This is a genomic window from Reichenbachiella sp. MSK19-1, assembly GCF_003590315.1.
GTDB lineage: Bacteria > Bacteroidota > Bacteroidia > Cytophagales > Cyclobacteriaceae > Reichenbachiella > Reichenbachiella agariperforans.
On record NZ_MIER01000016.1, the window covers coordinates 846,146 to 860,597 of the forward strand.

The window sequence follows — 14,452 nt, forward strand, 5'->3', positions numbered from 1 at the left end:
ATTTCACGGAATATTAAGCTATTTTTGCATCGAAATACCGTTTTCAGGGAATGAGGGGACACCAGTCCCCTCTTCTTTTATACTAAAAATAATAAGTGGACGAGGCAGTCAAACATATAGAGGGTTGGGCACAGGAGTGCATTGCAGATCAAAAGGATCTTTTTATTGTTGATATCATCAAAAAAGGATCGTCGGCAGTGGGCAAAGTGATTATTTTGATCGATGGGGATCAAGGTGTACCGATCGAAGTATGTGCAAAGATTAGCAGAACGATATCTCGTCGCATAGATGAGGAGCTGGATTTGCAAGATCCACTGACGATGGAGGTTTCTTCGCCAGGACTGGATCATCCACTCAAAATGCACCGACAGTATGTCAAGAACATTGGCAAGTCTGTTCGTGTAAACCTGAATGATCAGTCACAGGTAGAGGGAGAGTTAACCGAAGTTAGCGAGGATGCCATTACATTGGTAGTGACTACTGATAAGAAGAAAAAAGTAGTAGAAAACAGGGAGATAAAGTTTAGTGAAATAAGTAAAACTATTGTTCTAGTTTCATTCAAATAAAAAGATGGATAGTTCTATATTAATTGAATCATTTTCGGATTTTGCGAAAAGCAAAAACGTCGATCGACCAACCATGATCAGAATACTGGAAGACGTATTCAAGACGATGATCCGAAAGAAATTTGAATATGATGATAATTTTGACATTATCATTAATGCCGATAAAGGTGACCTTGAGATATGGAGGTTTAGAGAGATCGTGGATGATAACTCTGAAGATATCTGGGATCATGATAAAATCAGCTTGAGCGAAGCTAAGAAGATAGAACCTGATTTTGAAATCGGAGAAGAGGTAGCCGAAGAGGTGAAATTGATCGATTTTGGTAGGAGAATGGTGATGACTGCACGTCAGACCCTCATTCAAAAAGTGAAGGATTTAGAAAAAGATATTCTGTTCCAAAAGTACAAGGATCTCGTAGGCGAAATTATCGTAGGAGAGGTGTATCAGGTATTGGGACGTGAAGTGCTTTTGATCGATGGTGAAGGCAATGAGTTGACGATCCCGAAATCAGAACAAATCAACAAGGATAGATATAGAAAAGGAGATTCGGTACGCTCGATCGTTGATCGTGTAGAGATTGTCAATGGCAATCCTAGGATTATCTTATCAAGAATATCTCCAACATTTCTGGAGAGACTTTTTGAGAGTGAAGTGCCAGAGGTATACGATGGTTTGATCACGATCAAGAAAGTAGTTAGAGAACCAGGAGAAAGGGCCAAAGTAGCGGTAGAGTCTTATGATGACCGTATCGATCCAGTAGGTGCCTGTGTAGGAATGAAAGGATCAAGAATCCACAGTATAGTGCGTGAGTTGCAAAACGAGAATATCGATGTGATCAACTATACTGAAAACATGGATTTGTATATAGCTAGAGCGCTTAGCCCAGCTAAGATTTCCTCTATTAAGATAGAGGAAGAAAGTAAAAGAGTTTCTGTATATCTAAAACCAGATCAAGTATCTCTTGCAATCGGTAAAGGTGGTCAAAACATCAAGCTGGCGAGTAGACTGGTAGATATGGAAATCGACGTGTTCAGAGAACTTGACGGTGTAGAAGACGAGGATGTGGCATTGACCGAATTCTCCGACGAAATCGAAGAGTGGGTGATCGAGGAATTGAGAAAGATAGGTTTGGACACTGCTAAGAGTGTTTTAAATTTGACTGTTGAAGAGCTTCAAAGAAGAACTGACCTAGAAGAAGAAACAATTCAGGCGGTACTTGATATCCTAAAACAGGAATTTGAACAATAAGTTAAGGATTAAGAATAGAAGGATAGTAAATTAGCATATGGCAGAAGGTAAAATGATTCGTCTCAATCAAGTGGCTCGAAAACTGAACGTGGGAATAGACACGGTCGTTGAATTCTTGAATGAAAAAGGATTCGAGGTGGAGCGTAGCCCGAACACGAAGATATCGTCTGAGCAATACGATATACTATCCAAAGAATACGCCGACTCGGCGAATGAAAAGGAAGAGGCTTCTACGCTAACGATAGGTACTAAATCTACCGAAAATGTGGTGATCAAGGCGGGGTCTCCTTCTGTCCCTGAGGAGAAATCACGCGAAGAAGAAATCCTAATCAAAGATAATACGGCCGATACTAAGCCTGAACCAGTTGCTCCTAAGGAGGAAGAGGTGAAAAAAGAAGAGCCCAAGGCGGAGGAAAAACCGAAAGAAGAACCTGCTACTCTTTCAGGTGCAGAGAAACTTCAAGGGTTCAAGGTCGTAGGAAAGATCGATTTGGATAAAGGCAAGAAGAAGAAAGAGGAGCCTAAGGCGGAAGCGCCAAAAGTCGAAGAGAAGAAAGAGGAGCCTAAGGTGGAAGCACCAAAAGCCGAGGAGAAGAAAGAAGAGCCTAAGGTGGAAGCACCAAAAGTCGAGGAGAAGAAAGAAGAGGCTAAGGTGGAACCACCAAAAGCTGAGGAGAAGAAGGAGGAAGAACCTAAAGTTGAAACTCCAAAAGCAGCTGCTGAAACAACTAAGGAGGGTGCTCCAAAGCCAGCAGAGGAAGCTGCGCCTGAAGAAAACAAAACGATAGCTGCGAAAGCCGATTCATTAAGAGGTCTGAAGGTACTTGGTAAAATTGAATTGCCAGAGACTAGAAAGAAATCAGACAAGCCTGTGGCATCCTCTGATGCCAAGAAGGATGGCGATAAAAAACGTCCTAGAAAACGTATCAGTAGGTCTAAGACACAGCCAGGTGGTGGGCCAGGCGCTCCACAGCAAAGAGGCGGTAGCCCAGGGCAAGGAGGAGGTCCTCAGCGTGGTGGTGGAAAGTTCAGTAGAGACAAGAAAAAAGTTGTCAAGGAAGAGCTTACCGATAAAGAGATTCAGGATAAGATCAAGGCTACACTCGCTAAGCTGAGTGGAGGCAAGACCAACGCTAATGTTAGTCGATCAAAATATAGAAAGGACAAGCGTAGTGCGGTAGCTGAAGCTACTGAAGAGAGACTATTGCAAGAGCAGGAGGATTCTAAGACACTGAAAGTGACGGAGTTTATCTCTGCAAATGACTTAGCGAGTTTGTTAGGAGTGTCAGTCAATGATATTATCTCCACATGTATGTCTCTAGGGATGTTCGTCTCTATTAACCAGCGTTTGGATGCAGAGTCGATCACGATTATTGCGGACGAATTCGGTTATGCGGTTGAGTTTACGACGCATGACGATGAAGTAGACGTTGCGGAAGAGGAGGATGAAGAAGGTACCCTAATAGATAGAGCTCCGATTGTGACGATTATGGGACACGTCGATCACGGTAAGACTTCATTGCTGGATTATATCCGGGATGCGAGTGTGACCGAAGGCGAAGCAGGGGGGATTACTCAGCATATTGGTGCCTATGACGTAATGACTTCATCGGGCAAGCGTGTTGCATTCCTTGATACACCGGGTCACGAAGCGTTTACCGCGATGCGTGCTAGGGGAGCAAAGATTACCGATATTGTAATCATCGTGGTAGCGGCAGATGATGACGTTATGCCTCAGACCAAGGAAGCGATCAACCATGCGCAAGTCGCAGGTGTGCCGATTATCATTGCGATCAACAAGGTAGATAAGCCTCAAGCTAACCCAGATAAAATTAAAGAAGCACTTTCTCAAAACAACATCTTGGTCGAAGACTGGGGTGGTAAATATCAGTGTCAAGAAATCTCTGCGAAGACAGGGCAAGGTATTGAAGACCTGTTGGAGAAAGTATTGCTTGAAGCAGAAGTGCTTGAATTGACAGCTAATCCAAATAAGAAAGCTGTAGGGTCTGTGATCGAAGCGACTTTGGATAAAGGACGTGGATATGTCACGACGATGATGGTTCAGTCAGGTACTTTGAATGTAGGAGATGTTGTTTTAGCAGGTTCTTTCTTCGGAAAGGTCAAGGCGATGTTCGACCATACAGGGAAAAAATTGAAAAAGGCAGGCCCTTCTACTCCGTTGCAGATGCTAGGATTGGATGGAGCAGCCCAAGCGGGTGACAAGTTCAACGTCATGGATACGGATCGTGAGGCGCGTGAGATCGCGACCAAGCGTGAGCAGATCGTGAGAGAGCAAAGCATCCGTACGAAGAAACATATTACTTTGGATGAGATCGGTCGTCGTTTGGCTATTGGATCATTTAAGGAGTTGAACGTGATTGTGAAAGGTGATGTGGATGGGTCTGTAGAGGCATTGTCAGATTCACTCTTGAAACTCTCTACGAGCGAAGTACAAGTGAATATCATTCACAAAGGTGTAGGTCAGATTTCCGAATCGGATGTGTTATTAGCATCTGCTTCTGATGCAGTCATCATTGGTTTCCAAGTGAGACCATCTGGTGGGGCGAAGAAGATTGCTGAGAAAGATGAAATCGAGATCAGACTATACTCTATCATTTACGATGCGATCAACGACGTGAAAGATGCGATGGAAGGTCTATTGGCTCCAACCGTTGAGGAAATCATTACCGGTAATATCGAAGTAAGAGATGTCTTTAAGATATCTAAAGTAGGTACAGTAGCGGGATGTTATGTGACGGATGGTTATGTGAAACGTGCTAACAATATCAGACTGATTAGAGACGGTATCGTGACCTACGAAGGACAGATTGGTCAATTGAAGCGATTCAAAGATGATGTTCAAGAAGTGAAATATAGCTACGAATGTGGTATCAGTATCAAAGGCTTCAATGACATCAAGATTGGCGATGTGATAGAGGGCTATGAGCAGCGAGAGGTTAAACGTTCGCTGTAATAAGGAGTCATGGAAGCAATCCATTACTTGGCTAGCTTCTTTTTTTACCTAGCGATCGTTACTATAGTAGTGGGGTTGTTTTATAAACCATGGGTTGTACTATGGTGGATGGATAAACAAAACCGATGGATGGTGCTACAGTATTATGGTTCATTAGCAATTTTAAGTTTCCTGATAAAATTTATCACAGAATAAAGATTGTTTTTAATAGAGCAAGTATATTTGCACCTCGAAAAAATGGAAAGCGGCCTAGGTCGTTGGTTCATTAAAAATAAATGGCCTTGTAGCTCAACTGAATAGAGCACCTGATTACGGCTCAGGAGGTTTCAGGTTTGAATCCTGACAAGGTCACCAAAGGGTTGGATTCATTTGAATTCGACCCTTTTTTGTTTTTAAGGCAGCCTGGTTTAATAGAAGCCACCAACGTGACAGTACAACTCGAGATTTTCAAATGTAATCCAAAGCTTCTGGATAGGTTGGTTCGAAGATTATTGAACAGATCAGTGTGTTGGGCTTAAACTAAAAGTAGAATTATACTGAGTGGCTGTAGATGGAGTGTTTGGTCGAGAATCTCAAATATTAAAAAATGGACTCAATACGCAAGGACGTATAGTATCTATTCGGAAACAATAGGCTATTAAAATGGGCGTATGATTCTAGCACGGCTCATCAAGCCATATGGTGAATGAGTAAAGACTGGGAGATGAAGGAAAATGGATAAATAAGTTCATGGTGACTGTTTATTATATAAGGACTATCACCTCTGGGTACATTTTATATTTTTTTATCAGTAATAGGGGTTGGGTTCTTTGAATAGTTCAATTTTTGGTGGAGGATTCAGGTGGTGTTTTTGAGGGGGTAATATGCCTAATTGCGGTCAAAAACTAGATGGCACCAAAGGAGACACGTGGTCTTCAAAACAAACACCTGTGATTGCCCGCTTGAACACCTGTAGTTGACGCTCCAAACACAGGTGTTTGGAGCGTCAACTACAGGTGTTTGCGAAGTGCATGAAAAAAGCTTCTCTAGGGCGTTTAAATAGTGTTTTTGTACCCGGTCTTCGATTCATTCTTGGCTTAAACAGCATAGAAGTATAGAAGAGAGCAAAGAGGAGCAGATATTGACAGTTATATGTTTAACATCTTGAATTAGTACAATTCAGGTAACTAACAGATGTCAGGATACGGACTTTGGATTCAGTACTAGCCAAATCCTCTACGGTTCTCTTAGTGTACAACTATAGCAAGCTGAAAACTGTTAGAATTGACCAAGGAATGGTGCAGCTGTAGGACTGTTTTTTTCTTCTTATTTATTTATCATTCATTGACCTCTGATTGAATCAGTCCTGCTTTTAGAGCATGTGTATAAGCTTCTTCGGTCGTATGTACTAGCACCATTTCGACTCCCTCTTTGGCTGTTTGTTTAACCAGTTTTTTATCCAGTTCTTTTTTCTTGCCCACAGCCCTGATGTAAATGGCTTTGACTCTTGCAGGATATTGCGCTGCGATATCTGCATAGATCTCTGGGTCACGCTGCCCGCTGTCTCCGATGAGTACAAAAGATAAACTAGGGTAGAGTTTCATCAGTCGATGAATTTTTTGCGTTTTGTGCATGTGGCTGCCGCCACCAGATCTGATTAAGTCTTTGATCCCAGATTTAAACTCTTGTAATAAGAAAGGGCCCTTAGGTAAGTGTTTGGTAGCGAAGAAATCCACGAGGAAGTCATAGAGGTTCCACTCGCTGCTACTGACGTAGAAGATGGGATTGGAACTGTTGTTCCCTGTGAGTGCCTGATAGAATTCTTTGACACCAACAAATGGCAATCTGGTTTTGGCATTTTTAGTGAGGATCAGTCGGAGCTTGCGCAGCAACTGTGTGGCATGGGATACCAATACCGTGTCATCGATATCCGAGATGATACCAAACGGAGCGTCGGTATCTACGATCAGGACTTCACCAGTTTTGATACATTGTTTCGTCTCAGGCGTATCATGGATGCAAAAATCTACGGGGTGCCAGCCAGTATGATCTAGAGGATGATCTACCTCGAACCAGTTCATGAAATAGCCGCACTCGTCAGTCTTGATGATCTTTTTTTGGCCTGAGAAAGAGATCTCTACTTGAATATCTGGAATGGCTGTACTGAGATAGCGCGCAATCATGTGGCGTAGATTCTTTCGTTTTTTGTCCATCACATGGGATAGCATTTCGGGACGGTTTTCTAACACCTGTCCTTTGATGTAGACGAGGTGACGTGTGCCATATCCACGATAAGGGACAATCGTCGGGGGGTGAATAATCCCTAGCTTTTTTTTGAGCCAAAGCGTAAAGCGAATGCCGATTTTGTGGAATATTGCGATGTGGATGTAGTTTGGTTTCCTATTAATACGAAAATAAAACGTTTTTAACTCTTATGAGTAAAGCTTCAATTTTGTTTGTGATCAATCCGATTTCAGGTGCGTCTGACAAAGATGACTTGGATCGTGTCATTGCCCGTTTTTGTGAAAGAAATGAATTGTCTTTCGATATCATGAAGACGACTGGAGAGTCCGATGCGCAGAATATTCGAGAAGCCATTGACCAATACCAGCCATCGATCGTAGTGGCGGGCGGTGGCGATGGTACGGTCACTTTAGTTGCCGAGCAACTGATCGGTTCTACTAGGATGTTGGCCATTCTTCCACTAGGATCAGCTAATGGATTGGCATCCGAATTTGAGATTCCTGAAGAATGGGATAGAAACCTAAAGCTACTCCTTGATCCCAAAACGATCACGATAGATGCCATTCGAATCAATGATGAACACTTGTCTCTTCACCTTTGTGATTTAGGCTTCAATGCAGACTTGATCAAGGAATTTGAAAGAGAAGGTCAGCGAGGGAAGCTTGGGTATGCTCGTTCGTTTGTTAAAAAAATGGCAAATCGTCGAGCCGGTCGTTTTAGAATCGTGACAGAAAGTACTAGTAGTAGGCATAAAGCCGAAATGGTGGTGATAGCCAATGCTTCTCGTTATGGTACAGGTGCAGTGGTCAATCCGCGATGTGACTTGAGTGATGGGCTACTGGAGGTATGTGTTTTCAAGCCCCTGCCGTGGTACAAGCTGCTCGCCCTCACATGGCACAGTTTTGTGGGGGAGTTGGAAGATTCAGAGTATTTTGCCATCTACCAAACGAGTGAAGTAACTATAACGACCCAAAGGCCCGAGACGCTACAAGTCGATGGTGAGGTGATAGATGCCGTGACGGAGGTACGCGCCAAGGTCATCAAGGGAGCAGTAACGATCGTAGTACCATAGTCATTAGTGTATGATACTGCGATTAAATTATTGCGGAGCAAAATATTTGTTTCTACTCAGCTGGGGTTTTATTATGTTCGTGGTGAAACGCAAGTGAACCCATGCATTTTCATGTCAGATACCCACAGTATTGTCATATCAAACCTATCGAAACACTACCGAGGCACGAGTCAGGATGCTTTGCGTGCGATCAATCTGAAGATATCCTCTGGCGAGGTATTCGGGTTGTTAGGGCCTAATGGAGCAGGTAAAACGACTTTTTTTTCTATTCTATGTGGGTTGATCTATCCCAGTGATGGGGAGGTTTCTTTAGCGGGTATGTCCATTGCCTCGAATCTGAAAAGTATCAAGCAGATCATTGGGGTAGTGCCTCAGGAGATCGCTTTGTATCCCACTTTGTCAGGGGAAGATAATCTACTGTTTATCGGTCGGATGTATGGACTGAAAGGGACGAAACTCAAAGAACGTGTGCAGTCTTGTCTGGATGACTTTGGTTTCGATCAAAACCGTCGACAAGCTGTGAAAAATTACTCTGGAGGGATGAAGCGGAAGATCAATCTCATCGCTGGTATACTGCATCAGCCAAAGGTGCTGCTGCTAGACGAACCTACAGTGGGGATAGATGTGCATGCTCGCAAGGAAATCCTAGCTCAACTACGACAGCTCAATCAACAAGAAGGCACGACGATTATCTATACCTCACATCACATGGAAGAAGCAGAGCAGTTTTGTGACCGGGTGGCTATCATAGACGAGGGGCAACTCATCACCACAGGGGTACCAGAGACGATGGTATCGGTTGCCAACTGTCGTAGTTTAGAAGAGTTGTTTTTGCAACATACAGGGAAGAAAATTAGGGACTGATGAATAGAGTGATAGCTACCTGTATCAAAGAGTTGAAGCTACTGGCGCATGACCGCACAGGGATCACGGTGCTATTCCTAATGCCGATGATGCTGGTGGTCATTATGACTTTGATTCAAAATGAAGCGTATAAAAGTCTCAACGAGTCAGGCATTCCTGTGCTCCTAGTCAACTATGATTTGGATAGCCTGGGCTATGCGATAGAGCGAGGTTTTGCGGAGAATCCAATGTGTGATCTGACGCTGGATCACGGTGAGCAATTTGCTAGTATCGATAAGGTCAGAGAAAAGGTGCTGCATGGGGAGTACCTCATTGCGCTGATCATCCCATCGGGTGCGACAGAGCGACTCAGGACTGAACTAGGCCAGATGATGGACAGTTATCTCGATGGAGATTCGACGATTAGTGTGGAGCAGGCGTTTAGCCAAGTAGAGTTTCAGATCATCACCGACCCATTGGCGAGAGAATCATTCGTGATGGCCATGTCGAGCGGACTCAAAGAAGTCATCGCGAGTATCAAGACTAAGGTGTTTTTTCAGATCGTGACGAGCAAAATTAATGGCGTACTCGGTACTAGCAATGAAGTGAAGTTCCCCGACGATGATTTCTTTGTATTTGAGGAGTCTAGTGCAGCGGCGGGTGCAGCGGAGAGTTACGAACCGAATGCTGTACAGCACAACGTACCGGCTTGGGCTATATTCTCGATCTTTTTCATCGTGCTACCGCTGGCGGGTAGTATGATTAGCGAACGCACGACGGGCGTTTATGTGCGGATGCACACTTTTCCCGGTTCGTATATTATGATCCTGTCTGGCAAGATTATCACTTATATCTGTATCGCATTGCTACAGTTTCTGATCGTGTTGGCATTGGGCAAATTTCTATTGCCGCTGATGGGGCTGCCTATTCTGCATATCGGGACGCATTGGGGGGCGCTGGCTGTGCTAACACTGGCCGTGTCTGTCACCGCAGTGGGCTATGGCTTCTTGATCGGGACGGTATTCGATACGCCGCAGCAGTCAGCGATATTTGGTGGGATATCGGTATTGATCATGTCGGCGCTAGGCGGGATATGGGTGCCGCTCAATATCATGCCAGAACACATGCAACAGATCGCCAATATCTCTCCACTCAACTGGGCGCTCAAGGGGTACTACGAGTTATTTATCAAGTCGGGTGGCTGGGCAGAGATTCAATGGCAGGTGCTTAAATTGACTTTGTTTTTTGTTTTATCCGTTTCGCTTTCTTACTATTTTCACAAAATCAAAAGAAGCCTAGCCTAACACGACACGACGAGATGGGAAGAATTACTGAGGAGCAAATCAAAGAGGATTTAATCAAGTTTATCAAAAAGGAGATCGTCGACCCGTCGGTGGAGCTAGATCAAAACACAGTTTTGTCAGAGGCAGGGGTTGATTCATTTTCTGTGGTGGAGTTGGTGTTGTTTTTGGAGCGAAAACATGGGATTACTATAGGAGAGAAGAGTATGTTGCCTCAAAATTTCCGTACGGTTCAGACACTAGCCACGTGCGCTAGCAACTCCCAATAGACCGATGCAGACCTTTCCGCTTACTGGTTTTGATACTTTCCTTCTAGCACTAGAACAGCAGTACAACCAAAATGATATTGCTGGCAACACTTGCTACTATGTGATCGATCTGGAGGGAGCTTTAGATCATGAAGCCTTGGCGGATCGTATTATTTCCAACGAGTATTTTCAAGTGCTATCTAGTCTCCGCTACGAAAAGGAAAAGGCTTTGGGTATCCCTAAGTGGCACCTCCGAAGTAAGGATACTACCCGAATCGAACATTTCGTAACGGATCAGCTGATTCCTCAGGTGGTTTTGGACAGAAGGCTGGGTGCGGATGTAGGTTGTTTGTCCCTCGATACTGTTGCACGTAGTGATGGTCGCTCGACGGTGATACTTTCTTGGAATCACCTGTTGATGGATGGTTATGGAGCGGTGTTGTTTTTGAAGAGGCTCTTGGGCTCGGATGATTCTTTTGATCCAGCATTGCTCATGTCTTATCAAGCGCCCGTTTATAACTTGTCTGCTTTTTGGAAAGCAACGAAGGCTAAATTCTTTATCGATTATACTTCTCGTCCGAGGCTCTCCATGATTAGTCCTCCGTTGTATGATGTAAATTCTCAAGAGCGCGTGAGCGTGTTGGATTTTGATCCGAAACAGGTGAGACAGATAGAAGCAGCTGCTTTGCATAGCGGAGCACGGTTTGGGCGGAGTGCTTTCTTTTTGGCATGTATCGCACGAGCGGTGCAGTCGGTGCTGGTACAGCGAGGGGATGGGGTTCACAATTTTTGGATTCCCGTCCCTCGAGACAATAGACGAAAGGGCGCATTAGGCCCGATCATCGGCAATCGGCTATCTTTTCTTTTTTATCGATTGAAAAAGAAACAGATGAGTAGCATTGAGAGCTGTGTTGATGCGATCAATAATCAAATGAGAGATCAGATCAAACACAAGTCTCACGAATCCTATAATCATCTCATGGATTTCATGAAATGGCTGCCGCTGAATCTCTATTATTATTTGGTCAAGCGTCGTGGAGGCAATGCTATTGCCAGTTTTTTGTTTACCGTAGCGGCGGATCATCCTTCAGACCTAGAGACGATCATGGGGCAGCGTGTCATCAATGCCCTGAGTCTACCTGCGAATGCGTACCCACCAGGGCTGACTTTTGCGATGATGAATTTTCGTGGATCACTGAAATTGATGATCTTGTATCACACACATGCGCTCTCAGATGCTGAGTATTCGGGGATGGCAAAACAGCTCCAGCAAGAGCTATTGATGGATGAATCGCAGGGATGAAAAAGATAGAAACGGACATATTGGTCGTAGGGGGAGGCGTAGCGGGATTTGCAGCGGCGATGGCTGCTAGCAGAGCAGGGACTGATATCCTGCTCGTTGATAGACACGAGGCAGTAGGGGGCAATGCTGTGCATAGCAACGTCGGTACGATCTGCGGTGCATACCATCATCACAAAGAGGGGCAAGACTTTTTACCTGTCGATCATCCATTCTTAAAGGAAGTAGTAGCAGCACTAAAATTAGAACCGATGGATTACCATCAGGGGTTAGTTGTCGCACCCTATCGTGTGGAACAGCTCAGTGCATACCTTCAAAAAACATTAGCAAGTCAGCAAGTGAAAGTTTGGACAGAAGCCGAAGTAATTGCTACTGAAACGAACGAGACAGAGCTTACTCACGTGATGATTGATCGTCAGGGGGAGCAGTTCGAAATCCATGCGACTCAGTATGTAGACTGCAGTGGGCGTGGGGTGCTCTCCGATTTGTCGGGGTTGGAGATGCTCAAATCGGAGCGGTATCAGATGGCTTCTCAGGTTTTTTCGGTATCGGGGTTGACGTCATCAGAAGCATATTCGTTAGAGTTTTCCATCAAAAAATCTGTGGTGCAAGACAAGAACGCTGCCTATGAAGCTGTACTCAAAACGATTTCGCTCGTGCCAGGTTCTTTGCAGGATGGCACTGCCAGTGTCAAGTTTACGCTGCCTCATGAGATTACTGATGAGGTCTCTCAGTATGTTTTGAACCAAAAGGGCCGTGAATGGTCCGTGCGATTGTTTGACTGGCTGGTGAAGTATGTTCCTAGTTTTGCAGCGGCTAAGTTGGAGAAGATTTATCCGCAGGTGGGTATTCGGATACAGCAGCGATCCAGAGGACAGTATGTTTTGACAGAGGAAGATGTGCTGTCAGGACGGAAATTTGATTCTGCAAATATCAAAGGGACTTGGCCCATAGAGGAGTGGAATCAAGATAGTCGGGTGGATTTGACCCATATTTCGGGTCATGGTTATTTTGAGATTCCCGTTGAGTGCTTGCGCTCTTATCGTTTGGATAATTTATTCCTCGGAGGGAAAAATATATCCGCCACCGACCGTGCCATCGCCAGTGCACGTGTGATTGGCACCTGTCTGCAGACTGGATTTGAGGCGGGAACTTTAGCCTATCAGCAACTATAACCGCATCTGTTTTCTGTCCATCGTATTTTTAGTTAGTATTGACCCCTATGTACAACGTATATCAATCGCTACAAGAGACCGCTACTCGCTACCCAAACCAGACGGCCATCATGGATGAATATGGTGCGCTCAGCTATGCGGAGTTATTACAGACGACGGACCAACTGTCTGTGCTGCTGCGTCAGGCAGGTATAGGTCAAGGTGTATTCGTAGGCTTGTTGACGGATAATAACCGTCATTTCATCATCGGTCTATATGCGGCTATCGCATGTGATGCGGTGGTTATGCCGATATTTCATAAGCAGAAGACTGCTGAGACAAACAAGTCAATAGTGACGGCAGAAATAGAAGTCGTACTGAGTGACGAAAACAATCGCTGGACTCAGGAAGGAATCACAGCTGAACCAGTTGCTGGTGATACAATTTTTTCCTTGACTTGGATTCAAAAAGGAATTCGTTCGGAGCAGTTGGCTCGGTTTGCCAATCCTGCCTTTGTGCGTTTTACCTCTGGTACGACAGGTCTTGCCAAGGGCGTGGTGATCAGTCATGAGGCCGTTTGGGATAGAATAGAAGCGGCCAATACGGCGCTCCAGATTTCGAAGGATGATCGTGTTCTTTGGGTCTTCCCGATGGCGTATCATTTCATTGTTTCCATCGTGCTGTATCTTCGGCATGGCGCGACGATCATCATCAACAATGATTTCTTAGCAGAGGAGATACTCGATAGCGTGACCAAACATGAAGTGACATTTTTCTACTGTGCGCCAATGCATCTTAAGCTGCTGGGGGCCTATCCCGAACCACGAGAGTTGCCATCACTGCGCTATGTGGTGTCCACGACGACAGGTGCTTCCTATGCTGTTTGTAAAGCCTTCGAGGATAAATATCGCTTGCCCGTCCATCAGGCTTTTGGGATTATAGAGGTAGGGCTACCGATGGTCAACACTGTGGATGCTTCTGCGCACCCTGATGCGGTCGGTCAAGCGTTAGCGGCGTATGAAGTTAGTGTTCTTGACGAAGAGGGACAAAAACTGCCAGTCGATGTAATCGGTCGATTGGGGATCAAAGGGCCTGGTATGTTTGATGGCTATCTTCAATCTCCCCATAGTAAAATTGAACGGTTAGAAAATGGCTATTTTATGACTGGAGACCTAGCGGTAAAGGATAAGCGAGAAGTCGTGACGATCAAAGGCCGAGAAAAAAATGTGATCATTGTGCATGGCAACAAGGTGTTTCCCACGGAAGTGGAAGAGGTACTCAATACGCATACACAGATTCATCAGTCCAGAGTTTATGGTCAGAAGCATCCGTTATTTGGTGAGGTCGTCGTGGCAGATGTAGTGGCTAGTGAGGACTTGAATATCGAAACATTATTGAGCAGCTGCCGTCAGAAATTATCATCCTATAAAGTGCCACAGCGTGTACAAATCGTGGAAGAAATCGAACATACGGCGAGTGGGAAGATTGTGCGTGAGAAGAAGATGAGCTGAGTTTCTTCTAA

The 14,452-nt window shown here is 44.7% G+C and carries 11 protein-coding genes and 1 tRNA gene; 11 read left to right on the forward strand and 1 reads right to left on the reverse strand.

All coding sequences use genetic code 11. The features are described 5' to 3' along the window. Positions 1-95 precede the first annotated feature (95 nt). The 4 genes from rimP to BGP76_RS16285 all read left to right on the forward strand — a co-directional run bounded on the left by rimP (position 96) and on the right by BGP76_RS16285 (position 5,143). Positions 96-566 carry a ribosome maturation factor RimP gene (gene rimP, locus BGP76_RS16265; RefSeq protein WP_073120910.1) on the forward strand — a complete coding sequence of 157 codons (471 nt, stop codon included), beginning with the start codon at positions 96-98 and terminating at the stop codon, positions 564-566. A 4-nt stretch (positions 567-570) separates the two neighbouring features. Beyond that, a complete protein-coding gene (gene nusA / locus BGP76_RS16270) occupies positions 571-1,815 on the forward strand; it encodes a transcription termination factor NusA (RefSeq protein ID WP_073120908.1) in 1,245 nt (414 codons plus the stop codon). 37 nt (positions 1,816-1,852) lie between these two features. Next, the gene (gene infB / locus BGP76_RS16275; RefSeq protein WP_119845447.1) at positions 1,853-4,789 is read left to right on the forward strand and encodes a translation initiation factor IF-2; all 2,937 of its coding nucleotides are present in this window, start codon (positions 1,853-1,855) and stop codon (positions 4,787-4,789) included. Between the two features lie 277 nt (positions 4,790-5,066). After that, a tRNA-Arg gene (locus BGP76_RS16285) sits at positions 5,067-5,143 on the forward strand. A gap of 962 nt (positions 5,144-6,105) precedes the next feature. Here BGP76_RS16285 and BGP76_RS16290 read toward each other — a convergent pair. Continuing rightward, positions 6,106-7,017, reverse strand: coding sequence for an App1 family protein (locus BGP76_RS16290; RefSeq protein WP_147407492.1), 912 nt, complete (start codon positions 7,015-7,017; stop codon positions 6,106-6,108). 185 nt (positions 7,018-7,202) lie between these two features. Between BGP76_RS16290 and BGP76_RS16295 the strand changes: the two genes are divergently transcribed. From BGP76_RS16295 to BGP76_RS16325, 7 genes are all read left to right on the forward strand, one after another. Further along, entirely contained in the window at positions 7,203-8,084 is an 882-nt protein-coding gene (locus tag BGP76_RS16295; protein WP_119845450.1) for a diacylglycerol kinase family protein, read from the forward strand. Between the two features lie 111 nt (positions 8,085-8,195). Continuing rightward, positions 8,196-8,948: an ABC transporter ATP-binding protein gene (locus BGP76_RS16300; protein ID WP_119845451.1), complete on the forward strand. Its 753-nt coding sequence runs from the start codon at positions 8,196-8,198 to the stop codon at positions 8,946-8,948. Continuing rightward, a complete protein-coding gene (locus tag BGP76_RS16305) occupies positions 8,948-10,231 on the forward strand; it encodes an ABC transporter permease (RefSeq protein ID WP_119845452.1) in 1,284 nt (427 codons plus the stop codon). The genes BGP76_RS16300 and BGP76_RS16305 overlap by 1 nt, the downstream gene beginning before the upstream one ends. A 14-nt stretch (positions 10,232-10,245) precedes the next feature. After that, entirely contained in the window at positions 10,246-10,497 is a 252-nt protein-coding gene (locus tag BGP76_RS16310) for an acyl carrier protein (RefSeq protein ID WP_073120896.1), read from the forward strand. Positions 10,498-10,501: 4 nt separating this feature from the next. Further along, positions 10,502-11,779 (forward strand): hypothetical protein, encoded by a 1,278-nt coding sequence (locus BGP76_RS16315; protein WP_119845453.1) that lies wholly within the window; start codon positions 10,502-10,504, stop codon positions 11,777-11,779. Continuing rightward, entirely contained in the window at positions 11,776-12,951 is a 1,176-nt protein-coding gene (locus BGP76_RS16320) for an FAD-dependent oxidoreductase (RefSeq protein ID WP_119845454.1), read from the forward strand. The genes BGP76_RS16315 and BGP76_RS16320 overlap by 4 nt, the downstream gene beginning before the upstream one ends. 47 nt (positions 12,952-12,998) lie before the next feature. Beyond that, positions 12,999-14,441 carry a class I adenylate-forming enzyme family protein gene (locus tag BGP76_RS16325; protein WP_119845455.1) on the forward strand — a complete coding sequence of 481 codons (1,443 nt, stop codon included), beginning with the start codon at positions 12,999-13,001 and terminating at the stop codon, positions 14,439-14,441. Positions 14,442-14,452 lie beyond the last annotated feature (11 nt).